The following is a 24079-nucleotide window of genomic DNA, read 5'->3' on the forward strand; positions in this document are numbered from 1 at the left end:
CTGGCGCGCCGCATCTCCCTCAGGAAACAAAGAGGGACGGTTATAAATAGTCGAACTGTGCGTGCTGGGTACGAACGGAATCCAGCCCGATCATCACATTGAATTTACCCGGTTCTGCCACCTGCTGCATCTGCTGGTTCCAGAACTTCAGCGCATCGACATCAATCTTAAAGGTCACGGTCTGCGACTCGCCCGCTTTCAGCATGATGCGCTTAAAGCCGCGCAGCTCCTGAACCGGCCGGCTGATGGAGGCAACCGGATCGTTCAGATACAGCTGCACCACCGTTGCACCGTCGCGCTTGCCGCTGTTGGTCACCGTGACGCTGGCTTCAATGCTGCCGTTACGCGGCATGGTCGATGAGGACATTTTTACCGGCGACACGGTGAAAGTGGTATAGCTCAGGCCATAGCCAAATGGATAGAGTGGGCCGTTAGCCGCATCGTAATAGTGCGAGGTGTATTTGTTCGGCTTCTCCGGGTTATACGGACGGCCGGTCGGCAGATGGTTGTAGTAGATCGGAATCTGACCGACTGAACGCGGGAAGGAGACCGGCAGCTTGCCCGACGGATTGTAATCTCCGAACAGCACGTCAGCGATAGCATTGCCGCCTTCGGTGCCGCTGAACCAGGTTTCCAGCATCGCATCGGCCATCCGGTCTTCATTCACCAGCGCCAGCGGACGGCCATTCATCAGCACAATCACCAGCGGTTTGCCGGTAGCCTTCAGCGCGGCTAACAGCTTCTGCTGGCTGGCCGGGATCACCAGGTCGCTGCGGCTGGAGGCTTCATGCGCCATGCCCTGCGCTTCACCAACCGCCGCAACCACCACATCTGCCTGCTTCGCTTTGGCCACCGCATCATCAATCAGCTGCTGCGGCGAACGCGGATCGACCGACACCGCCTGCTCATACAGGTTGAGGAAATCCTGAATGCCTTTGCTATCGGTGATGTTGGCACCTTTTTCATACAGCAGCGTCGCTTTGCCGGCTGTGGCATTGCGCATTCCCTGCAGCAGCGAAATGGACTGCTTCGCTACGCCGGCCGCCGACCAGCTGCCCATGATATCGCGCTGACTGTCCGCCAGCGGGCCAATCAGGGCAATGGTGCCCGACTTCTTCAGCGGCAAGGTCTCCAGCCGATTTTTCAGCAGCACCATACTTTTGCGTGCGACATCGCGCGCTTCGGCCCGATGCAGGCGACTTTCGGCGTTGGTATCCTGCGGATCGCTCTCTTTCGGCCCCAGATGGCTGTACGGATCGTTAAACAGCCCCATGTCATATTTGACGTTGAGGACGTGACGCGCCGCATCGTCGATCTCCGCCATGCTGACCGCGCCGCTCTTCACCAGATCGGGCAGATATTTGCTGTAATATTCGTCGCTCATGCTCATATCGACGCCCGACTTCAGCGCAATACGCACCGCATCCTGTGGATCGCTGGCAACACCATGCTTAATCAGTTCTTTAATGGCACCGTGATCGCTGATGGTGATGCCTTTGAATTTCCACTTATCGCGCAGCAAATCTTTCAGCAGCCAGCTATCCGCCGTGGCCGGTACTCCATTGATTGAATTCAGCGCCACCATCACGCCGCCGCTGCCTGCATCCAGCGAGGCTTTATAGGGCGGCAGATAATCCTGGAACATCCGCTGCGGACTCATGTCGACTGTGTTGTAATCGCGTCCGCCTTCCACTGCGCCATACAGCGCGAAGTGTTTAACGCTGGTCATGATGTTATAGCGGTCAGCCGCGCTTTTGCCCTGCATCGACTGCACCATGCTGCGGCCCATTTCGCCGGTCAGGTAGGTATCTTCACCAAAGCCTTCTGAGCCACGGCCCCAGCGCGGTTCCCGGCTGACGTCCACCATCGGCGCCCAGGTCATGTTGAGGCCGTCGTCGGCGGCTTCATAGGCGGAAACCCGTCCCACCTCTTTTACCGCATCAAGATCCCAGCTGGCGGCCAGGCCGAGCGGGATCGGAAAAATAGTGCGCTGCCCGTGAACCACATCGTAGGCGAAGAACAGCGGAATTTTCAGCCGGCTGAGCTGCATCGCCTGATCCTGCATCGCGCGGATATCCTGACGGGTAACGGTATTGAAAATCGCGCCAACCTGACTTTTCTTGATCATCTCACGGATGACTTCTTTTGGATTATCAGGCCCGACGCTGATTAAACGCAGCTGGCCGATTTTCTCATCCAGCGTCATTTTGGTCAGCAGATCGTTGACGAACGCATCCCGCGCCTGTTCGGTCATCGGGTGGTTACCTGGCATTGTCTCAGCCAATGCCGGTTGCATCGCGAGGGAGACAGCGAGACTAACAGAGTAAATCCATTTCATCAGGGTGGGTTCTCTTAAGTAACTGCGCAATATCGAATAAACAGGCGGCAGTGTGCCACAAGAAGAGAATAGCAGGTAGCCTGCCGGTGTCACACTGCGTTGCAGTGAGTTGACGTGCTACAGTAATGACGCACTGATAAGACAAGGGAATTGCCCATGAAACAGACCTCTGCCCTGCTTTCTGACCTACGCCGCCTGGTCGGCCCCGCTCACCTGCTCACCGAACCTGAACAGACCGCCCGCTATCGTAAAGGCTTTCGCTCCGGCGAAGGCGACGCGCTGGCGGTGGTGTTCCCTGCCACCCTGCTGGAGCTGTGGCGGGTGCTGCAGACGCTGGTGAATGCCGATGCCATTATTCTGATGCAGGCGGCCAATACCGGCCTGACGGAAGGCTCTACCCCGCACGGCGATGATTACGATCGCCCGCTGGTGATCATCAGCACCCTGCGGCTGGATAAGCTGCAGTTAATCGATGACGGTAAGCAAGTGCTGGCGTTCCCGGGCAGCACGCTCTATCAGCTGGAGAAAGTGCTTAAGCCGCTGGGACGCGAGCCGCATTCGGTCATTGGATCGTCGTGCATTGGCGCCTCGGTGCTGGGCGGGATTTGTAATAACTCCGGCGGATCGTTGATCAAACGCGGCCCGGCCTACAGCGAAATGGCGCTGTACGCGCAGATTGATGCGCAGGGAAAACTGCGGCTGGTTAACCACCTTGGCATCGATTTAGGCCAGTCGCCGGAAGAGATTCTCGGCCGGCTGGATGACGATCGCTGGCAGCAAACCGATGTCCATCATGACGGTCGCCACGCCTCCGATCACGATTACGCCAGCCGGGTGCGTGAAGTCGATGCCGATACGCCAGCCCGCTATAACGCTGATGCCCGCCGCCTGTTTGAGGCATCGGGCTGTGCCGGGAAGCTGGCGGTGTTCGCCGTACGTCTCGACACCTTTGCCACCGAGCCTCAGCAGCAGGTATTTTATATCGGTACCAACGATCCGAGCGTGCTGAGCGATATCCGTCGCCACATGCTGGCGCACTTCAGCAACCTGCCGGTGGCGGGCGAATATATGCACCGCGACATCTATGACATCGCTGAGGTCTACGGCAAAGACACCTTCCTGATGATCGACAAGCTGGGCACCGACAAGATGCCGCTGTTTTTCACCCTTAAAGGCCGCGTTGACGCCTGGCTGAGCAAACTGTCGTTTATTAAACCGCACTTCAGCGACCGGCTGCTGCAGCGTCTGAGCCGATTGTTCCCGGCCCATCTGCCGAAACGCATGAAGCAGTATCGCGACAAGTATGAACACTATCTGATGCTGAAGATGTCGGGCGATGGCGTTGCGGAAGCCCGCAACTATTTACGCGATTACTTCCGCGAAGGCGGCGGCGAATACTTTGAGTGTGAAGGCAAAGAAGGGGCTCACGCCTTTCTGCATCGCTTTGCCGCGGCGGGCGCGGCAGTTCGTTATCACGCGGTGCACGCGGATGAAGTAGAAGATATTCTGGCGCTGGATATCGCATTACGCCGCAACGATCCGGACTGGTTCGAAACCCTGCCTGAGGCGATAAAAGCCTCGCTCAGCCATCGTCTCTACTACGGCCACTTCTTCTGTCACGTGTTCCATCAGGATTACATCGTCCGGAAAGGGGTCGACGCGCATGCGCTGAAGGCGCAGATGCTGGAGATTTTACAGGCGCGCGGTGCGGAATATCCGGCTGAGCACAACGTCGGACACCTCTATCAGGCCAAACCCCAACTGGCGGCGTTTTACCGGCAACTCGATCCCACCAACAGCTTCAATCCGGGCATCGGCAAAACCAGTAAACTGAAAGGCTGGGCGGTCAGACAGCCTTAAGCTGTCACCCGCTAGCACATCTGCGACCCAGGCCTGCCACGCTGAGCAGGCTTTTTTAATGGTCTGTTTTGGCTTAAATAGATTTCGCCTCTGCACCGCACCTTTATTAACAATCTTTATTAGCTAAAAAAACATTCACAGCGATAAAAATTAATTATCAGTATTAAGTCGCAATTGCTTTATTTTCGTATTATTTCTTTCTGCACAATCTCTCACAAAAGATCGATCGCCCGATTGATAATTCGCGTCGCGAAAAATAGATTGGCTCCAGCACTTATTTATGACATCCCGCACTCTGGCGCTCTATTCAGCAAGGAATCGCAATGCGAAAATTTAATTACGCGTTAGCTTTAATGCAATTAGTTATTCTGGCCAGTACCGGATCCGCCTTATGGCTTCACCCGGTTAAGGCAGCTGGTTTTATTGACGATTCTTCACTGGGCGGTAATCTTTTTTACTGGCAACGTCAGCGTGATCGAAAAGAGATCGACCCAAACAGTGAACACAACGGTGAATATCGGGCTAACCTGCACCACACTACGCTTAACGCTAATCTCGACTTCCAGTCAGGGTACGCCGCCGACTGGCTGGGCCTCGATCTCGCCGTGTTCGGTGCAGCCGAACTGGCCCACAGCGGCCCGGCCGCACCGAATGAAATTGGCTTTAGCCGGGCACGTAATCGCTGGGATGAAGATTGGCAGGGCGACACCAGCGGTGCCTCGCTGTATAAAGCGGCGCTGAAAGCCCGATATCAGGACTACTGGTTACGGGCGGGTTATATTCAGCCAGCCGGACAGACATTAGTTGCGCCACACTGGAGTTTTTTACCCGGCACCTATCGCGGCGCGGAAGCCGGTGCCATTTATGATTTCGGCCAGGCGGGCGAATTATCGTTTTCATATCTGTGGAGCGATAAATATAAAGCGCCCTGGTATCGTGATTTATATCATTTCCGACAGGCAGATGGCGTAACGGATATTCGTTACCTGCATGCTTTCGGCGTTAAATATGATTTCAAAAACAGTCTGGTGCTGGAAGGCGCTTTTGGTCAGTCAGCTGGCTATATCGATCAATATTTTGCTAAAGCGTCGTGGACAATTCCACTCACTGGCAACGATCTGCGAACCAGTTATCAATTTTACGGCGCGCAGGATAAACAACATGGCGGCGCGAGTAATGCCAGTGATGTTTATGACGGCCTCGCCTGGTTACAGGCGATCACCTTCGGCTATACCGTCGGTCCGGTCGATTTGCGGCTCGAGGGCAGCTGGGTCAAAGCAGAAGGCAATCAGGGCTTCTTCTTACAGCGCATGACCCCAGGCTACGCCAGCTCCAATGGCCGCCTGGATATCTGGTGGGATGCCCGCTCTGACTGGAACGCCAACGGTGAAAAAGCAATCTTTGCCGGTGCCCTGCTCGATTTAACGCCGTGGCAGCTGGCGGGATGGAAAGTGGGCGGTTCCTGGGTCTGGGGCTGGGATGCAAAGCCTTCCAGCCAACCCGCCTTCGATCAGCGCCAGCGGCTGACTGAATCAGCCTGGAACCTCGATCTGATCTACCAGATTCAGCAGGGTCGCGCCAAAGATACGCTGTTTAAGCTGCACTACACCCGCTACGACAATCACAGCAATCTGCCCAGTTACAGCGGCGGCTACGGCAACATTTTTCAGGATGAGAAGGATATCAAGCTGATGGTAATCGCGCCTTTCACCCTGTTCTGACCTTGCGGCTCTGACCCGGCTATCGCTTCTGCCGACATAAGGATAAAGAAAATGGTAAACCCACGTTTTTTCGCGCTCAGCCTGCTGAGCGTTGCTCTGGCCAGTCACGCCAGCCTGTCCGACCAGCAGATTGTTAATCAAATCAGCCAGTTCGGCGTCACTTATCAGGTGACCGATAATCTGGCTGCCCTGCATGGCACAAACTGCGCCGCACTGGGTGCCGACTGGTCTTCCTGTAACCGCGCCACCATTACCCTGACCAATCATGGCCCGGCGCTGACCAGCAAAAACTGGGCAATCACCATGAGCAACGTGCACCAGACGCTGCGGGTAGATAACGACCAGTTTAAGATGACGCACATTGTTGGCGATCTGACACGCCTTGAGCCAACCGACAAGTTCACCGGTATTGGCGCGGGTGAATCGGTGACGATCCCAATCGTTAACGAGTACTGGCAGCTATTTATCACCGATGTGATGCCGCGCTGGTATGTGACCGCCGGAGAAGCGACGCCAAAAATTATTGCCAGCACCGACAGTGGGGATCTGAGTCAGTTTGTGCTGCCCTTCGGCGATAACTGGCGACGCAGCGCCGACGACCAGAACATCCTGATGCAGCCGGTCAGTCGTTTTGATAAAAACAGCGATATCGCCACCCTGCCGGCCTCGGCGTTGCGCGGTCAGATCAGCCCGACGCCGCTTGAGGTCAAACTTCACCCGCACGATGCCACGCTCAGCGACGGCGTGAAGCTGTCGCTTAACGGGCTCAACACTGCCACTCGCCAGGTAGTCAGCCAGCACTTCGAGCGACTGGGGGTTAAACAGAGTGCAGTGGGCTACGCGATCGCCAGCGAAATCCGGCCCGACCACTTCAGTGGCAAACTGGCGAAGTCCGGTGCCTACCAGCTGAATATCAACAGCCGCAGCGCCCGAGTGGTGGGCTACGATGCCGCGGGCGCTTTTTATGGCCTGATGTCGATTCTGTCGCTGGTACCCGCCGACGGCACAGCGCAGATCGCCACGCTGGAAGCGCGGGATACGCCGCGTTTTGCCTATCGCGCCGCCTTCCTTGATGTGGCGCGTAATTTCCACAGTAAGCAGGCGGTGCTGCGGTTGCTCGATCAGATGGCGGCCTGGAAGATGAACGTTTTCCACTTTCATCTCAGCGACGATGAGGGCTGGCGCATCGAAATCCCCGGCTTACCGGAATTAACCGGGGTGGGCAGCCAGCGCTGCCATGATGTCAGCGAGCAGCACTGCCTGCTGCCGCAGCTCGGCTCCGGGCCGTTTAGCGACAACAACGGCAGCGGTTACTTCAGCCGCGCCGACTACATTGAGATTGTGGAGTATGCTGCGGCCCGCCATATCACCGTGATGCCGGAGATCGATATGCCGGCCCACGCCCGCGCGGCAGTAATTGCCATGGAGGCGCGCTATCAGCGGCTGATGCGCGCCGGGCAACCCGAACAGGCCAGCGCATATCGCCTGCGCGATCCGACCGACGATTCCAATACCACCTCGGTGCAGTTCTACGATCGTACCAGCTACCTCAACCCGTGCATTGATAGCTCTCTGCGCTTTGTCGACAAAGTGATCGGGGAGATGCAGGCGATGCACCGTCAGGCGGGACAGCCGTTAACCCGCTGGCAGTTCGGCGGTGATGAGGCGAAAAATATCCGTTTTGGTGCCGGCTATTCCGATCGCCAGCACCCTAAGCCCGGCACTGGCCTGCGTGACTGGCAACAGGAAGATCAGCCGTGGGCGAAATCGCAGGTCTGTCAGGCGCTGGTGAAAAGTGGCAAAGTCACCGACCTGACCCACCTGCCGAGCTATTTTGCGCTGGCGGTAAGCAAGACGGTTAACCGGCACGGTATTGGCAACATGCAGGCCTGGCAGGATGGTTTAAAGGACGCGCAGAACGCCCGCGCCTTCGCCACGCCGCGGGTGGCGGTCAATTTCTGGGATACCCTCTACTGGGGCGGTTTTGACAGCGCCGGCGACTGGGCGCAAAAAGGCTACGATGTGGTGATCACCAGCCCGGATTACCTCTATCTGGATTTCCCGTACGAAGTGAATCCACTTGAGCGCGGTTATTACTGGGGCACCCGCTTCAGCGATGAACGTAAAATATTTGCCTTCGCGCCGGACAACCTGCCGCAGAATGCCGAAACCTCGACCGATCGCGACGGTAAATATTTCACGGCTAAATCGGATAAGCCGTGGCGCGGTGCCTATGGCATCTCGGCTCAGCTGTGGAGTGAAACCGTGCGCACCGACCCACAGATGGAATATATGATTTATCCCCGCCTGTTCGCCGTGGCGGAACGCAGCTGGCATCGCGCCAGTTGGGAGCTGGACTATCAGGCCGGACGCGAATTTATCGGCGGCCAGACCCGTCTGGTCGATCGGCACGCACTGCAGCAGGACTGGCAACGCTTCGCCAATCTGCTGGGACAGCGTGAGCTGGCGAAGCTGGATAAATCCGGTATCGGCTACCGCCTGCCGCAGCCTGGTGCGAAAATTATCAACGGCGTGCTGACGATGAACGTGGCGCTACCGGGCGTGACGCTGGAGTACAGCCTCGATAAGGGTAGCCACTGGCTGCGATATGATGCCATCCGACCGCCGGCGGTAAGCGGTGCGGTGCAGATCCGCTCGGTGAGTGCTGATGGCGAGCGTCACAGCCGGGTTGAAACGCTGTAAGGCACAGTGGTAGTTGAAGCGGTCAGCCTGCTGCCGGATCGGTATAGACCCGGAGCAGTGCGCCGCGATGAAAGGCCGCTCGGCATGAGATAAAAAAGGCCGACATGCGTCGGCCTGATATTTATGACAGCAGCTGCTCGTCGGAGGAGGCTATTGCCGCCTGCGGGCGACGCTCGATGATCATGGTTTGCGGCGTAGAGAGCATAATGCCCTCTTTACGCAGGCGGGTCAGAATATCAAACAGCAGGTCGCTCTTCGCCCCGGAGATCTGGCGCTGCCCGGCTACGTTGCCGGTCACGCTCAGCACAATCCCCTGCTGGGTCAGATCCTTAAACGACACCGACGGCTCTGGCGTATCCAGAATGCGTTCGTTTTCGTTATAGACCTCCAGCAGGATATCGCGAACTTTAGAAGGATCGATATCCAGCGGGAAGGTAAGCATAATTGTCACCACGCCCTGCGCATTTCCCATGGTGGCGTTACGCACGTTCTGCGAGATGAACTGCGAATTCGGCACGATCACGGTAGATTTATCGCTTAACTGAATTTCGGTGGCGCGCACGTTAATCCGGCGGATATCCCCCTCAATGCCGCTGATGGACACCAGATCGCCCACTTTCACCGGACGCTCGGTTAACAGAATCAGCCCCGAGATAAAGTTCTTCACAATCTCCTGCAGACCAAAACCGATACCGACCGACAGCGCACTGACAATCCATGCCAGTTTGTTCCACTGCAGCCCCATGATCGACAGAGTCAGCAGGATAATCAGCACGTAGCCAATGTTGCTGAACAGCGTCACCAGCGACACCCGCATGCCAACATCCATGGTGGTTTTTGGCAGGAAATCATTGTCCAGCCAGCGGCGAATCGACCGCAGCACATAGATGCCGACCACCAGGCAGACCAGCGCATTGACCATATGCGCCGGAACAATATTCAGCGACTCCAGCCCTTTACCGCCCCAGAACTCAATCGCTTTTTGCAGCAGTTCAATCGGGGTCGAAGAGGCGAAAGTCCCGTTAAGCAGCGCCAGCACCACAAACAGCACCAGCACGGTTTTACCGAGGGCCGTCAGCAGGGTGGCGGTTTGTTGCAGATGGCGCTCGTTGATGTTCAGCGAGCTCTGGATGCGTCGTCCGGAGGAGTTACTGGTCGAAAACAGGCTTTCGCAGCCATCACTCAGCAGATGGCTGAGGAAGTAGAACGAACCAAACAGCAGGCCGCACCAGATCACCTCATAACTCAGGAAGCGCGCCAGCGTTACGTAGCCAATAACCAGCGACAGCAGAATCGCCAGCGCCGTCAGGGTCAGGCCCATCTGAATCAGCCCGACCAGCGTCGATTGCGCTTCCGGCGGCGTGCCCGCCTGCGTCATGCGGCGGCGAACCCGGTTGGTGCGGATGCTGATCGCCAGCGCGGTGCTGCCAATCAGTAACGCCGTCAGGCCGTTAGCGAAGATAGTGGTGTTCAGGCTGGTGCCGACGCTGTAGTTAAACGCCTCCACCGTCTGGAAGATAAACACCAGTACGGCAGTGATCGGCGGGAAAGGCTTCAGCGCCATCGCCACTTCATTAGAGATGGTCGGCAGGCGCCAGCTTGGCCGGCGGGTAGACAGAAACGCGCGGCCCAGTCCGGCAATTAAACCGCAGAACACGCTAAGCTGAACCAGACGATCAACAAAATCCTGTACGTTATCTGACACATCATCACGGCGGGTAAATGCCAGCGCGATAAAGTTGAAGGTCAGGACCACCGCCACCAGCGTGGTGATGGCAATCGCTGCCGCAAGGAAACTGCGACGCAACCGCCCTTCCGGCAATTTATGAATGCTGACCCAGGCAAGAAACTCTTCGCTGTAGCGGCGGCCAATCGTCATCACCAGCAGCGCTGCCAGTAGCCAGGCCACGCTGCCAAAACGCCAGCCCGGCTCCCACGACAGCGCCGCAGTATCCTGCAGCTCCTGCAGGAATTCGCTGATTTTCTCGCCGTCCAGATCCTGGCTGCTAAGCACCGGTGCCCAGAAACGCGGTCCGAGGATGCTGCCCGAGTTGAGCGCCAGCTGGCTCTTAAGCTGATCGCGACGCAGGTTAACGATTTGCGATGAGAGCATCAGCGCACCGTTTTTGATGCCCTCTGCCTGTTTGATCTGATCGTCAAGCTTGCTCTTCTGATTTTCCAGCGCATTACGCTTGCGCGTTACCTCCGGCGTCTCTTTCATGCCGCTGTCCGGCTTCGGTGCCGGTCCCAGCACCGCCAGTTGAGCATCAAGCTGCTGGCGATCGGGCAGCAGAGCCTGGCCCAGCGTGTCGGCGTTACCTGACAGCTCCAGCGCCATTTCATTCAGCTGCGTCAGCTTGCTTTCGCCGGTATCGCCCGAGATCTGGCTTTTGATTTTATCGAGGATCTTCTGCATTTTAGGCAGTTCAACCGCAGCATTGAGCTTTGGTGGAGCATCTTGTTCTTGTGCGGCACTCGCCGCATCATCCGCCGCCTGCGACCACGCCGGGGCAAACGCCACCAGAGCCAGCATTAACAGCGCAAAAAGGGATCGTAGCTTAAACATATCAGTGAGATTCCAGCAGCATAATCAGGCGATCTACCCTCGCCATTCGCGCGTAGTGTAGGGCTTTGCAAGCGATGAAACTATAGGAATAGCGGGCAATTATTGTTCCGTATTCAGGCTGTTCCGGCCGCAACGGAAACCACGGGCCTCCGTTGCGGCTGGCGGGCGGATCACGGCGGTTGCGGCCGTGTCGCCCTCTGGTGCAGCCCAGAACATCACCGGAGCGCCTGAGGCGCTACACCGGCGCGGGTCTACTCAACCCCGGCACTGCTGGCACCATTGCTGGCAACCTGACCTGATTTCTGTTTTTTGTAGGCCAGCGCGGCAGCAGGAACGGGTGCAGCCTTGCCGGTTTCGATCCAGTCGCGCAGGCGGTTGGCATCGGCGAAGTGGGTATATTTACCAAAGGCGTCCAGCACCACCAGCGCCACCGGGCGATTGTTGATCATGGTGCGCATCACCAGGCAGTGTCCCGCCTCGTCGGTGTAACCGGTTTTGGTCAGCTGAATACGCCAGTCATTTTTGTACACCAGATGGTTAGTATTACGGAACGGCAGCGCGTAGCTCGGATGGGTAAATACCGCAGTTTCTTCTTTGGTGGTGCTGAGTGCGCCAAGCAGCGGATATTCCCGCGTTGCCTTCAGCAATTTGATCAGATCTTCAGCATTCGAGACGTTTTGCGTCGATAAGCCCGTTGGCTCAACGTAACGGGTATGTTTCATGCCCAGCGCGCGCGCTTTGGTGTTCATCGCCTGGATAAAGGCGTTATAACCGCCCGGATAGGCATGCGCCAGGCTGGCAGCGGCGCGGTTCTCCGACGACATCAGCGCCAGTAACAGCATATTGCGGCGGCTGATCTGGCTGTTGAGTTTGACGCGAGAAAACACCCCACGCATTTCCGGCGTCTGGCTGACATCGACCGTCAGCATTTCATTCATCGGCAGGTGCGCGTCCAGTACCACCATCGCGGTCATCAACTTAGTGATCGAGGCAATCGGCCTGACGCGATCCGGATGGCTGGAGAACAGCACTTTATTGGTGGTGAGATCGACAATCATCGCGCTGCCAGAGGCAATCTGCGGTTGCGCAATCGGCGCCATTTGCGACAGTGAAGTTGCCGCCTGCGCGGGGAGTGCGATCCCCTGCCCGGAAACGAGCAGCGCCAGCGAGAACAGAGTGAAACGAATTTTTGCAGGCATCACAGAAAAAAGACCCGGTTGAAATTGTGCGCTGTGTCAGACACAGGCCGCCGGCGTCAAGGCAGTCAGAGCGCGGGCTGGCAGCAGCATCATACGCTGAAGGTTAAGAAATTTCCTGGTGAGATTGTTTCCGGGCGTTAAAAAGCAGGCTGCCGTCAGACCGGCGGCAGCCGCAGATCAGAACAGGCGTGGTCCGTAACCCCACAGAATCACGGTCATCGCCAGTAACACTTCAAATACCAGCACGCCAATTGCCAGCGTTGAGCCGGAAAAACGCAGGCTCTCTTCACGGTCAATATTGAGGAACAGCGGAATGCCGATATAGAGCAGATAGCCGGTATACACCAGCGCTAAGGCGCCCACCAGTACGCAGAGCCAGACCAGCGGATAGAGCGCCACCAGCCCGCTAAGAAACAGCGGCGTCGCAACGTAACCGGCAAATACGGTACAGCGCTGCACGCCTGGCCGTTGCGGATAATTACGGGCCATCCAGTGGATTACCCGGCCCATCACCGCGACACCACCAAGAATAATCAGATAGAACAGAATACCCAGCCCGATCCCGGTCGCCAGATTCAGTTGCACAAACTGCCCCTCGCCCAGGTTCCAGCCCAGCTGGGTAGTGCCGATAAAGGCGCAGATAACCGGAACGGCCGCCATCAGCAGGACATGGTGGGTGTAATGGTGCGAGACGCTCTCATTCTCTTGCTTGATATGGCGCATTTCCTGATTCGGATGCGCCAGAAGTCCCCAGACATGGTTCATACAGTCACTCCTCTGATGCAAAGGGCTGCCCGGAACGGCAAGAGGGTCTCTGAGGGCAGCGACACTTCAAGTATAAACGGCAGTACAACTTTCGTGGCGGCTGGGCAAAAAAACAGCAAAAATAAGCGCAGTGGCGGTCGGCAGGCGGAAGCGAAGCCAAATCGCGTATAGACTTAAGCAAACAGCCATAAACAGGGAGTGCCATTTTGCATTTGGATATCAACGGATTAATTACCCAGTACGGGTATCTGGCGCTGCTGATTGGGTGTATCGCCGAAGGGGAAACCTTTACCCTGCTCGGCGGTGTCGCCGCACATGAGGGACTGCTGCACTATGCTGGCGTGGTGGTGGCCGCGATGGCCGGCGGCATCATCGGCGATCAGTTGCTCTACTGGATTGGTCGCCGCTACGGTGCGCGCATTCTGCGGCGGCTTAAAAAACATCAGGATAAGGTGGTCAAGGCTAACCGGCTGATCAAGCGCCGGCCGAGCCTGTTTGTGATTGGGGTGCGCTTTATGTATGGCTTCCGCCTGATTGGCCCGATCATCATCGGTGCCAGCCGCCTCAATCCGATGAAATTTTTCATTCTCAACGTGATTGGGGCGGCAATCTGGGCGCTGATTTTCGTCACCCTCGGCTACTTTGCCGGCGGCATCATCGCTCCGTGGCTGCACAAACTGGATCAGCACCTTAAACATCTGCTGTGGCTGGTCAGTGCCATTGTGTTTGCCTTTGTGCTGCGCTGGGTGATCCGCCGCTGGCATAACCGTCGGGCCGATCAGTAACCTTTAAACTGCGGATTCGCCAGCATGAACCCGCCATCGATGATAAACGACTGGCCGGTGGTGTAGGTCGCCCACTCAGAGCAGAGCCAGGCCACCATGCTGGCAATTTCGTGGGTGTCACCGGGACGGCCAGCCGGAATTTCCGGCATCTTCACCTGGTGCGCATCCTCATCGGTCATCTTGTTCATCGGCGTGGCGATAGCGCCGGGTGCCACCGCATTGACCAGAATGTTGTGCGGCAACAGGCTCAGCGCCATCGATTTGGTCAGGCCGCCGGCCGCATGTTTTGCCGCCGTATAGGCCACCGAACCGGGCAGCGGCGTATGCTCATGCACCGAAGTGATATTGATAATGCGTCCGCCTTCGCCCTGCTCAACCATCTTGCGGGCAGCAATCTGGCCGCAGACAAACACGCCATCGACATCCACTGCGAAGGTTTTACGCCAGTCTTCATAGGTGACATCGAGGAAATCCGCTTTGAAATTGGCACCGGCATTGTTTACCAGCACATCGATCCGGCCAAACTTATCGATCAGCTGTTGCAGTGACTGACCGCCCCGTTCAGGGTCAGCCAAATCGAGCTGAATAATTTCGGCACGCCGGCCAATCTCCCGCACCCGCTGTGCGGTGCGCTGCGCGCCCTCTTCGTCTGAACGCCAGGTGATACCAATATCGAAGCCCTGCTCTGCCAGCATTTCGGCGCAGCGGCTGCCAATGCCTGAGTCTGATGCGGTGATAATAGCGACTTTGCTCTGGGATGTGGTCATAACGGCCTCCTTTAGGAAAGTGTCATCACCAGTATAACCGTCCTGAAAAATTCGCCCGCCGTCAGCGCCCCTTCGATTAATCAGACGCTGATCCGATCGCTACGCTGAATTAACCCTCTGTGCCAGGCCGCCGCCGACGCTGCCGCCTCGACTATAGTTAGCAATGACACTAACAGGGAGACCAGGATGAGTAAGGTAAAACGCAAGATTGAGGACCACGGCGTGATTGGCGATTTGCGCACCTGCGCGCTGGTCGCCAATGACGGTACCATCGATTATCTCTGCTGGCCTGAACTCGACAGCCCTTCGGTCTTTTCCGCGCTGCTCGACAGTGATGACGCCGGGCTTTTCTCTCTGGCCCCGGACTGGCAGGACGTGCGCCGTCAGCAGCTCTACCTGCCCGATACCAACATTTTACAGACCCGCTGGCTGGGCGATGAGGGCGTGGCCGAAATCACCGATTACATGCCGATTTGCGATGATGATGCCAAACTGCCACGGCTGATCCGGCGGGTAAAAATGGTGCGTGGTAAAGCGCGATTCACCATGCGTTGCTCACCCCGTCACGACTACGCCCGGGCGCAGACCCGCGCCGAAGTGCAGCGCGGCTGTATCGATTTTCATGCCGAAGGCCAGCCCTCGCTGCGCCTGGCCGCCACCGTGGTGATGACGCTGGAAGAGAACAGCGCCACCGCCAGTTTTATCCTGCAGGCCGGCGAGCATGCTGAATTTGAATTTGGCAGCGTCAACGATGCGCACATTGAAGCGCTCTCCACTGAACACTGTTTCGAACAGACGCTGAATTACTGGCGTCGCTGGAGCGCCCGCAGCACCTATCAGGGCCGCTGGCGCGAGATGGTACAGCGTTCCGCCCTGGCGCTTAAGCTGCTGACCTCGCATCGCCACGGTTCGATTGCCGCCGCCGCCACTTTTGGCCTGCCGGAAGAGCTGGGTGGCGAGCGCAACTGGGATTATCGCGCCTCGTGGATCCGCGACGCCTCATTCAGCATGTACGCTCTGATGCGTCTTGGTTACGTCGATGAAGCCAAACATTTTACCCAGTGGGTCGGACGCTGCGTCGAAAACAGCCATCACGATGAGATGCGCCTGCAGGTGATGTACCGGCTGGACAGCGGCACCGAACTGCATGAAATGGAGTTGCTCAATCTGTCGGGCTACGGCGATTCACGCCCGGTGCGAATCGGCAATGATGCGTGGCAGCAGACCCAGCTGGATATTTATGGCGAACTGATGGATGCGGTCTATCTCGCCAATAAATATGGCGAAGCTATTTCACAACGCGGCTGGCTGCACGTCACCCAAATGATCGACCGGCTGTGCGACAACTGGAATCAGCCGGATGCCGGTATCTGGGAGATGCGCGGCCAGCCGGAGCATTTTCTTCACTCACGGCTGATGTGCTGGGTGGCGATGGACCGCGCGCTGCGTCTCGGCATGAAGCGATCGTTACCGATGCCGTATGAGCGCTGGGATCGGGTACGCCGCGAGATCCGCGAAGATATCTGGGCCAACTTCTGGAACAGCGAGCGCGGCCACTTCTCCTCTACCCGTCACGGCGATCATCTTGATGCGTCGATGCTGCTGATGCCGCTGGTGCGTTTTGTCGGCGCGACCGATCCCGACTGGATTGCCACGCTGGATGCCATCAAAGCCAATCTGGTCAGCGACGGCATGGTGCGGCGCTACAACATTGATGAAACGCCGGCTGACGGTCTGCAAGGATCGGAAGGCTCGTTTGGCGCCTGCTCCTTCTGGTATGTCGAATGCCTGGCGCGCGCTGGCCGGATTCAGGAGGCGCATTTCGAATTTGAAAAGCTGCTGAGCTACGCCAGTCCGCTTGGACTCTACGCCGAAGAGTTCGACAGCCGCGGACACGCTTTGGGCAATACGCCGCAGGCGCTGACCCATCTGGCGTTAATCAGTGCCGCCTTTTTCCTGAACCGTAAACTCAGTGGCGAGGTGACGTTGTGGCAGCCGTGAGTCCGGCTTTTTACGGCGGTAAGCGGCTGAAAAATGCCGATATAACACGGTAAGTTACGTAAAGTATTTCAGGCAGGTTAAAATCCTGATTCACATCGTCAGATTAATGAACATATAATGCGCAGCAGGTCACATTGGCCAGCATGGGTTCGACACATTGACAAGCCTGAAACATGGCGATAAAGACTTGTAAAATATGAAAATGAGCATTCGCGCGTTCGCTTCAATCGCATTGGCTTTGGCGGCGTTTAGCCAGTCAGCCTTTGCTGTGGTTTACCCGTTACCGCCGGCCAACAGCCGATTGATCGGGGAAAATATCGAGATTACTGTTCCTGAGGACAGCAAGTTGCCGCTGGAAGCCTTTGCGGCACAGTACCAGATGGGCCTCAGCAACATGCTGGAAGCCAATCCGGGGGTTGACGTTTATCTGCCAAAGGCTGGCAGTAAAATGATCATCCCACAGCAGCTGATCCTGCCTGACGCACCGCGCGAAGGTATTGTGATTAACAGCGCTGAGATGCGTCTCTACTACTACCCGAAAGGCAGCAAAACCGTGGTGGTGTTGCCGATTGGTATCGGTGAACTGGGTAAAGATACCCCGATCAACTGGACCACAACGGTAGAACGTAAGAAAGATGGCCCGACCTGGACGCCAACCAAAGCGATGCACGCAGAATATGCGGCGCGCGGCGAGAATCTGCCTGCGGTGTTCCCGGCCGGTCCGGACAACCCGATGGGACTGTATGCGCTCTATATCGGCCGTCTGTACGCGATTCACGGTACCAATGCCAACTTCGGTATTGGTCTGCGTGTCAGCCACGGTTGTGTGCGTCTGCGTGCCGAGGACATCAAATGGCTGTACCAGAATGTGCCGGTCGGGACACGCGTACAGTTCGTTGATCAGCCGGTCAAAGCCACCGTTGAGCCAGACGGATCGCGTTATGTTGAAGTACATAACCCGCTGTCGACCACCGAAGAGCAGTTCAACTCACGTGAACTGGTGCCGATTACACTGACGCAGGCTGTCAGCAAAGTGCTGGTAGACGCCAGTGTCAATCAGGACCAGGTGAACGGTGCCATTCAGGGCCGTACCGGTATGCCGGTAAAAGTGAATGGTGTGGAGAACAACATCCAGACCGCGCCGGTTGACGTGCCAGAGAACCCGCAGGCTGCGCCACAGGAACAGCCGATGACGCCGGTGACTTCGCAAGGGGCTAACACCGACGCCGCGCAGCCACAGCAGCCCGCCGCTGCCCCTGCGCCAGCCACGACCGATAACCCGTCGTAATCGCCGTTACGCTCACCGAAGCCAGCGCCTGTCGCTGGCTTTTTTATTGCCTGCGTTAGCGGTTTTTTTCGTTGCTCTCCTTCCCCGCCTCCCGATTACCCACCGCCCGCTGAGCCTGTCGCCGCGCCCGATCGCCCGCCAGTCCGTCATGTTACTGTCATACAAAGCGCGTATCACACTGCGTTGTACCGGTGCAAATCAGCATCCGGCATCAGCAACTCGAGGTACACCATGAGCGAAAACAGTCTCTCTTCTTCCTCATCGACCCGGCGCCCTGATTTCAACGGCAAAAGCAGCCGCTTTAGCAAGCCGCTGTTTTTCATTCTGCTGGTGGCCGGGCTGGCCTTTGCTGGCCTGAATCTGGTCAATGATGTTGAACAAACCAACATGCCGGTGACCAGCTATCTGCCGTTCTTTTTGCTGGGACTGGCGCTGCTGATCGCGCTGGGCTTTGAGTTCGTCAACGGCTTTCACGATACCGCCAACGCCGTCGCCACGGTGATCTATACCCATTCACTGACCCCAGGCACCGCAGTGATCTGGTCCGGCATCTGTAATTTCCTTGGCGTGCTGCTCTCCAGTGGCGTGGTCGCTTTTGGCATCATTTCCCTGCTGCCGGTCGAGCTGATTCTGCAGGCCAGCAGCGGCAACGGCTTTGCCATGGTTTACGCCCTGCTGTTCTCGGCGATTATCTGGAACCTTGGCACCTGGTATTTCGGTCTGCCCTCCTCCTCTTCGCATACCCTGATTGGTTCTATTATCGGCGTCGGCGTAGCGAATGCGATGCTGCACGGCCGCAGCGGCCTGAGCGGGGTCGACTGGGATCAGGCGCTGAAGGTCGGCTATGCGCTGCTGCTGTCGCCGGTGGTCGGGTTTGTCTGCGCCGGGCTGCTGCTGTGGGCGATGAAGCTGTTTATCCGCAATCGCCAGCTCTATAGCGCGCCGCAAAACGACCAGCCACCGCCGGTCTGGATCCGCGGCCTGCTGATCCTGACCTGTACCGGCGTCTCCTTTGCGCACGGTTCAAACGACGGTCAGAAAGGAATGGGGCTGATTATGTTGATCCTGGTCGGCACAATGCCGATCGCTTACGCCCTCAACCGATCGCTGCCCGCCGATCAGATCCCGCGCGTCGCGGCATTAACCGAAGTCACCGAACATCAGCTGCTGCAACTGCAGCCGGCCGCGCCTCAGCCGCCGGCCGCCCGCGACGTGCTGATCGGGTTTGTTGGCAGCAGTCAGTTCAATCCCAACGTGTTACCGGCGCTGGCGATGACGCTCAGCGAGATTGGTGACCAGATCCGCCGCTACGGATCGATGGAAAATATTCCGGCACAGTCGGTAGCCAACACCCGTAACCAGATGTACCTGGCGTCGGAGTCGATCAAGCACCTGCAAAGTGCCGAAGTGAAGCTGCCGGAGGAGACCGAACGTAACCTGAAAGCGGTCAAAACCGAGCTGGACAGCGCCACCCGCTTTATTCCGATGTGGGTAAAAGTGGTGGTGGCGATTGCGCTGGGGCTGGGTACCATGGTCGGCTGGCGACGGATTGTGGTGACGGTGGGCGAACGGATTGGTAAAACCCACCTCAGCTATGCTCAGGGGGCCAGCGCCGAGCTGGTGGCGATGGCGACCATTGGCGCTGCAGATGCCTTTGGCCTGCCGGTTTCCACCACCCACGTGCTGTCGTCGGGCGTGGCCGGTACCATGGCGGCCAACCGTTCCGGTTTGCAGCTATCGACGCTGCGTAATCTGGCTATCGCCTGGGTGCTGACGCTGCCGGTGTCAATTATGCTCTCCGCCCTGCTCTATTGGCTGTTTATTCATCTCTGACAGCCTGACACCGGCTGGCGCTTAGCCTGCCCGCCGGTTTTGCCAGTAAAGCCGCAGCGTAATCAACAGCGCACCCAGCACCATTAGCGCTGCCGCCAGATAAACCGACTGCATTCCCCAGTGACCAATGAACAGTCCGGCCACCGGACCGGTCAGCCCGAGGCCCAAATCAAGAAAGGCGGAATAAGTGCCCAGTGCCGATCCCTGATCCTGACGCTCGACCCGTTTGACCGCCTCGACGCCGAGCGCCGGAAACACCAGCGAGAAGCCGCAGCCGGTGAGAAAGGCGCCCGTCCCGACCAGCCAGGCACTGTCGGCCTGCCAGATGATGAGCAGCCCCAGACACTCCAGCAGAAAAGAGAACAGCGAAACCTGCAGCCCGCCAAACTGGGTGATAAACCGGCCAAAGCCGAGGCGCACCAGCACAAAGCCGAGACTAAACACCGACAGCGCGTAGGCCGCACCCTGCCAGTCACGGCTGGCAAAATAGAGGGTAATAAAGGTGGCGATGACGCCGAAACCGATGGTGCCACAGCCGAGCGCCAGGCCATACAGCCAGACGCGGGAGAAGACCCGGTGAAACGGAATTCGTTCGCCAACGCTGACGGTGACCGCCGGTTTGCGGCTGGCCATCAGGTAGCCGCCTATCCCCATCAGCGCAATCAGTCCGGCAAAGCCGCTCATGCCAAATCCGCTGTTGAGCATCACCCCAAGCGGCGCGCCAATCGCCATGGCCAGATAGGTGGCGACGCCGTTCCACGAGATGACGCGTGCGGTCTGCAGCGGGCCAACGATATTCATGCCCCACAGGGTTGAGCCGGTGCTGCTGAAGCTTTCGCCGACGCCGAGAAACAGCCGCCCCAGCGCCAGCAGCGCCAGACTCAGCCACGGCCATTCGCTCAGCAGCGCAGCAATAATGGTCAGTACGCCGCTCATGCCGCAGCAGAGTAATCCCAGCATCACCACCCGTTTTGGACCAAGGCGATCGGCCAGCCGGCCCGACTGCGGACGACTGAGTAAGGTGGCAAAATATTGAATGCTGATGATCAGCCCGGCGACAAACGAACTGAACCCGAGGTGATTTTTGACAAAGCCTGGCAGTACCGCCAGCGGTAGTCCAACGGAGAGATAGCAGAAGAAGGTGAAAACAATGACGGAGAGGATACGTTTATTGAGCTGGCTGTTGCTCAATACGGCGACATCAGACATAGCAGGCTTGTAAGGTAGAGGAAATTTTCCCCACTATACCGTCAGGCTGCTAACGGGTCGCCTGATTTTTTATCACAAACCATGAACAACAGCGTGACAATCGATGGCGCGGGCAATCGTATCTGAGGATTTTAACGCGCGGATTTCACTGAATAAACCCTCGGCTTCGCCGTAGGCTTTGCGCAGATAACCGAGCCACTGTTTGATGCGCGCAACGTGATACAAGCCGGTATCACCCTGCTTTTCGAGACGGGTATATTTTTGCAGTAATTTCACTACCTCAGGCCAGGCCATCGGCGGTTCATTATATTTTACTACCCGACTGAGATTGGGGATGTTCAGGGCACCACGGCCCAGCATCACCGCATCACAACCGGTAATACGCAGACAGTCCTGTGCGCTTTGCCAGTCAAAAATCTCGCCGTTGGCGATCACCGGAATCCGCAGCCGCTGGCGAATATCACCAATCGCCTGCCAGTTGATGGCGTCCGCACGGTAGCCATCTTCTTTGGTCCGGCCGTGTACCACCAGTTCGCTGGCTCCCGCCTGCTGAACCGCGTCGGCAATCTCCAGACTGCGGGCGCTGGAATCCCAGCCAAGCCGCACTTTGACCGTCACCGGTAACGCTGCCGGTACCGCTGCACGCATTGCTTTCGCACCGCGATAAATCAGATCGGGATCTTTGAGCAGGGTCGCCCCGCCGCCGCTGCCGTTGACCAGCTTTGAGGGACAGCCGCAGTTGAGGTCGACACCCCACGAGCCGAGTTCCACCGCACGAGCGGCGTTCTCTGCTAACCATTCGGGATGCTGCCCCAGCAGCTGCAGACGCACCCGCGTGCCGGATGGCGTGCGGCTGCCATGATGCAGCTCGGGGCAGAGACGGTAGAAGGATTTTACCGGCAGCAGTTGATCGACCACGCGCAAAAACTCGGTAATGCAGAGATCGTAGTCGTTCACTTCCGATAACAGCTGGCGCACCAGCGAATCAAGCACGCCCTCCATCGGCGCCAGTAAAACCCTCATACTCAGACGTTTCCGGTACGCTTCGCTGCCGGACGACGCGGACGGGCAGCAGGCCGGTCACCCTGTGGAGCAGGCTGGCTCTGACGACGCGCCTGAGGACGCTTTTCGCCGGATGAACGTGGCGCACCGGCACCTTGTCCACCCTGACCACGACCCCGACCGCCGCCGCCGGCACCGCCACGCGACTGCTGCTGACGACCGTTGATGATCGGCTCAGCTTTAATGCTGGGATCGGGCTCGTAACCGGCAATCGCCAGGCGTGGGATCTCACGCTTCAGCAGACGCTCGATGTCACGCAGCAGTTTATGCTCGTCAACGCAGACCAGCGATAACGCCACACCGGTAGCCGCGGCCCGACCGGTACGACCGATACGGTGGACATAATCTTCGGCGACGTTAGGCAGCTCGTAGTTCACTACGTGCGGCAGCTCTTCAATATCAAGGCCACGCGCTGCGATGTCGGTCGCAACCAGCACACGAATGCCGCCGGACTTAAAGTCGGCCAGCGCACGGGTACGGGCACCCTGACTTTTATTGCCGTGGATAGCGGCGGCGGTGATGCCATCTTTACCCAGCTGCTCAGCAAGGTGGTTTGCGCCGTGCTTGGTACGGGTAAAGACCAGCACCTGCTGCCAGTTACCTTCGCCGATCAGCTGCGACAGCAGTTCCCGCTTACGCTTCTTATCCACGAAGTGAACCTGTTGCGCCACCTGCTCTGAAGCGGTGTTGCGGCGTGCCACTTCCACCAGCTCCGGATTGGTCAGCAGTTTCTCGGCCAGCCCTTTGATCTCGTCAGAGAAGGTGGCGGAGAACAGCAGGTTCTGGCGTTTGGCCGGCAGACGCGCCAGCACGCGACGGATATCGTGGATGAAGCCCATATCGAGCATGCGATCCGCTTCATCCAGCACCAGCACTTCGACCTGAGACAGGTCAACCGCGTTCTGTTGCGCCAGATCCAGCAGACGACCCGGGGTCGCAACCAGAATATCGACGCCGCCACGCAGTTTAAGCATCTGCGGATTGATGCTGACGCCGCCGAACACCACCAGCGAACGCAGCGGCAGATACTTGCTGTATTCACTGACGTTCTCGCCCACCTGCGCCGCCAGTTCACGGGTCGGGGTGAGGATCAACGCCCGTACCGGACGACGACCGCGCACCGCGCCCGCGTTGGCAGAGAGTTTTTGTAATAACGGTAAGGTAAAGCCGGCCGTTTTGCCGGTGCCGGTCTGGGCACTCGCCAGCAGATCGCGGCCTGCCAGCACCACAGGAATCGCCTGGCGCTGGATAGGTGTAGGTTCGCTGTAGCCTTGTTCGGCAACAGCGCGCAAAATATCGGCACTCAGGCCGAGAGAGTCAAAAGACATTAAGTGTTTTACTCCGGTCCGCTCTGGCCGTGATTCACGGTGTAGTTTTCAGAGGGATAGTGACGCCAGCTGGGGCTAACGCGTGAAAAGGGCACAAACTACGATGCGTAAGCGGGCGAGTGTAACAGCTTTAACCGCAGTGTGCGAGATAGCTCACATTTCCTGACATAACTTATCTCGATGAGAAACAGCAGGACCGGCCTGAATGCGGAGCCATAAACAGGAAGGCCACCTTGCGGTGGCCTTCAACTTAGCTACGTTTTTTTTCAATGCGCCGCGGCGGCTCTTTCGCCAGCAGCGACACCAGCGCCGGACCCAGCAACATCACTACGCCAAGCGAGGCCAGCAGCAGGTTGTTGTGGAATATCCGCGACACCAGAAACAGTGTCATCATGGCCGCGCCAAAGTAGTAAGTGGTGGTCGCTTCTTCAAGATAATCACCGAGAGTACGTAAACGGGCAGTGCGTTGCGTAACCAGCATGGCGATAAACACCAGCGCATACGTGGCCACCAGCGTGCTGCAGACATCGACCAGTGCTTTATGTTTCCAGCCCCAGATCAGCGCAGCAATCACCAGTAAATGCATCGCAATGTGCACATACGTCTGACCCGTGATGATTTGAATACGATTAGACCATTTCATTCAATTCTCCT

Annotated in this window: 16 protein-coding genes; 7 read left to right on the plus strand and 9 right to left on the minus strand. The window is 57.7% G+C overall.

Translation table 11 applies throughout. The features are described from left to right. Positions 1 to 40: 40 nt before the first annotated feature. Positions 41 to 2338: a beta-glucosidase BglX gene (gene bglX, locus ABIB18_RS02120; RefSeq protein ID WP_159224050.1), complete on the minus strand. Its 2298-nt coding sequence runs from the start codon at positions 2336 to 2338 to the stop codon at positions 41 to 43. 156 nt (positions 2339 to 2494) lie between these two features. Here bglX and dld point away from each other — a divergent pair, with 156 nt between their 5' ends. The 3 genes from dld (at position 2495) to ABIB18_RS02135 (ending at position 8622) form a co-directional block, all read left to right on the plus strand. After that, positions 2495 to 4198, plus strand: a complete 1704-nt coding sequence (gene dld / locus ABIB18_RS02125) for a D-lactate dehydrogenase (RefSeq protein WP_031377409.1) — start codon at positions 2495 to 2497, stop codon at positions 4196 to 4198. Positions 4199 to 4551: 353 nt separating this feature from the next. Further along, positions 4552 to 5919 (plus strand): chitoporin ChiP, encoded by a 1368-nt coding sequence (chiP, locus tag ABIB18_RS02130; protein WP_236566412.1) that lies wholly within the window; start codon positions 4552 to 4554, stop codon positions 5917 to 5919. A 51-nt stretch (positions 5920 to 5970) separates the two neighbouring features. Then, positions 5971 to 8622, plus strand: coding sequence for a beta-N-acetylhexosaminidase (locus tag ABIB18_RS02135; RefSeq protein ID WP_354473580.1), 2652 nt, complete (start codon positions 5971 to 5973; stop codon positions 8620 to 8622). 121 nt (positions 8623 to 8743) lie between these two features. Here ABIB18_RS02135 and ABIB18_RS02140 read toward each other — a convergent pair whose 3' ends face one another. The 3 genes from ABIB18_RS02140 to ABIB18_RS02150 all read right to left on the minus strand — a co-directional run bounded on the left by ABIB18_RS02140 (position 8744) and on the right by ABIB18_RS02150 (position 13152). Then, positions 8744 to 11188 (minus strand): DUF3772 domain-containing protein, encoded by a 2445-nt coding sequence (locus ABIB18_RS02140; protein ID WP_159223741.1) that lies wholly within the window; start codon positions 11186 to 11188, stop codon positions 8744 to 8746. A 251-nt stretch (positions 11189 to 11439) separates the two neighbouring features. Beyond that, positions 11440 to 12387 (minus strand): D-alanyl-D-alanine endopeptidase, encoded by a 948-nt coding sequence (pbpG, locus tag ABIB18_RS02145; protein ID WP_316552107.1) that lies wholly within the window; start codon positions 12385 to 12387, stop codon positions 11440 to 11442. A 177-nt stretch (positions 12388 to 12564) separates the two neighbouring features. Next, on the minus strand, positions 12565 to 13152 hold the full coding sequence (locus ABIB18_RS02150; RefSeq protein ID WP_031377412.1) for a Yip1 family protein: 588 nt from the start codon (positions 13150 to 13152) through the stop codon (positions 12565 to 12567). Positions 13153 to 13358: 206 nt separating this feature from the next. On the opposite strand from ABIB18_RS02150, the gene ABIB18_RS02155 reads away from it, so the two are divergent. Further along, the gene (locus tag ABIB18_RS02155; protein WP_031377413.1) at positions 13359 to 13937 is read left to right on the plus strand and encodes a DedA family protein; all 579 of its coding nucleotides are present in this window, start codon (positions 13359 to 13361) and stop codon (positions 13935 to 13937) included. Here the strand turns inward: ABIB18_RS02155 and ABIB18_RS02160 are convergent. After that, positions 13931 to 14704 carry an SDR family oxidoreductase gene (locus tag ABIB18_RS02160; RefSeq protein WP_031377414.1) on the minus strand — a complete coding sequence of 258 codons (774 nt, stop codon included), beginning with the start codon at positions 14702 to 14704 and terminating at the stop codon, positions 13931 to 13933. The two genes, ABIB18_RS02155 and ABIB18_RS02160, sit on opposite strands and share 7 nt — an antisense overlap. A gap of 186 nt (positions 14705 to 14890) precedes the next feature. Between ABIB18_RS02160 and ABIB18_RS02165 the strand changes: the two genes are divergently transcribed. The 3 genes from ABIB18_RS02165 (at position 14891) to ABIB18_RS02175 (ending at position 19826) form a co-directional block, all read left to right on the plus strand. Next, a complete protein-coding gene (locus tag ABIB18_RS02165; protein WP_031377415.1) occupies positions 14891 to 16705 on the plus strand; it encodes a glycoside hydrolase family 15 protein in 1815 nt (604 codons plus the stop codon). 196 nt (positions 16706 to 16901) lie between these two features. Continuing rightward, complete coding sequence (locus tag ABIB18_RS02170; protein ID WP_354473581.1) at positions 16902 to 17993, plus strand: L,D-transpeptidase family protein; 1092 nt, start codon at positions 16902 to 16904, stop codon at positions 17991 to 17993. A 231-nt stretch (positions 17994 to 18224) separates the two neighbouring features. Then, a complete protein-coding gene (locus ABIB18_RS02175; protein WP_031377417.1) occupies positions 18225 to 19826 on the plus strand; it encodes an inorganic phosphate transporter in 1602 nt (533 codons plus the stop codon). Positions 19827 to 19847: 21 nt separating this feature from the next. Here ABIB18_RS02175 and ABIB18_RS02180 read toward each other — a convergent pair whose 3' ends face one another. From ABIB18_RS02180 to ABIB18_RS02195, 4 genes are all read right to left on the minus strand, one after another. Next, a complete protein-coding gene (locus tag ABIB18_RS02180) occupies positions 19848 to 21035 on the minus strand; it encodes an MFS transporter (RefSeq protein WP_354473582.1) in 1188 nt (395 codons plus the stop codon). Positions 21036 to 21107: 72 nt separating this feature from the next. Continuing rightward, the gene (gene dusC, locus ABIB18_RS02185; RefSeq protein ID WP_069728058.1) at positions 21108 to 22058 is read right to left on the minus strand and encodes a tRNA dihydrouridine(16) synthase DusC; all 951 of its coding nucleotides are present in this window, start codon (positions 22056 to 22058) and stop codon (positions 21108 to 21110) included. A 2-nt stretch (positions 22059 to 22060) separates the two neighbouring features. Continuing rightward, positions 22061 to 23425 carry an ATP-dependent RNA helicase RhlE gene (gene rhlE / locus ABIB18_RS02190; RefSeq protein ID WP_069728057.1) on the minus strand — a complete coding sequence of 455 codons (1365 nt, stop codon included), beginning with the start codon at positions 23423 to 23425 and terminating at the stop codon, positions 22061 to 22063. Positions 23426 to 23675: 250 nt separating this feature from the next. Continuing rightward, positions 23676 to 24068 carry a YbhQ family protein gene (locus tag ABIB18_RS02195; protein ID WP_069728056.1) on the minus strand — a complete coding sequence of 131 codons (393 nt, stop codon included), beginning with the start codon at positions 24066 to 24068 and terminating at the stop codon, positions 23676 to 23678. Positions 24069 to 24079 lie beyond the last annotated feature (11 nt).

The sequence above is a fragment of the Pantoea sp. UYEF8 genome (assembly GCF_040546285.1).
Classification (GTDB): Bacteria; Pseudomonadota; Gammaproteobacteria; order Enterobacterales; family Enterobacteriaceae; genus Pantoea; species Pantoea brenneri.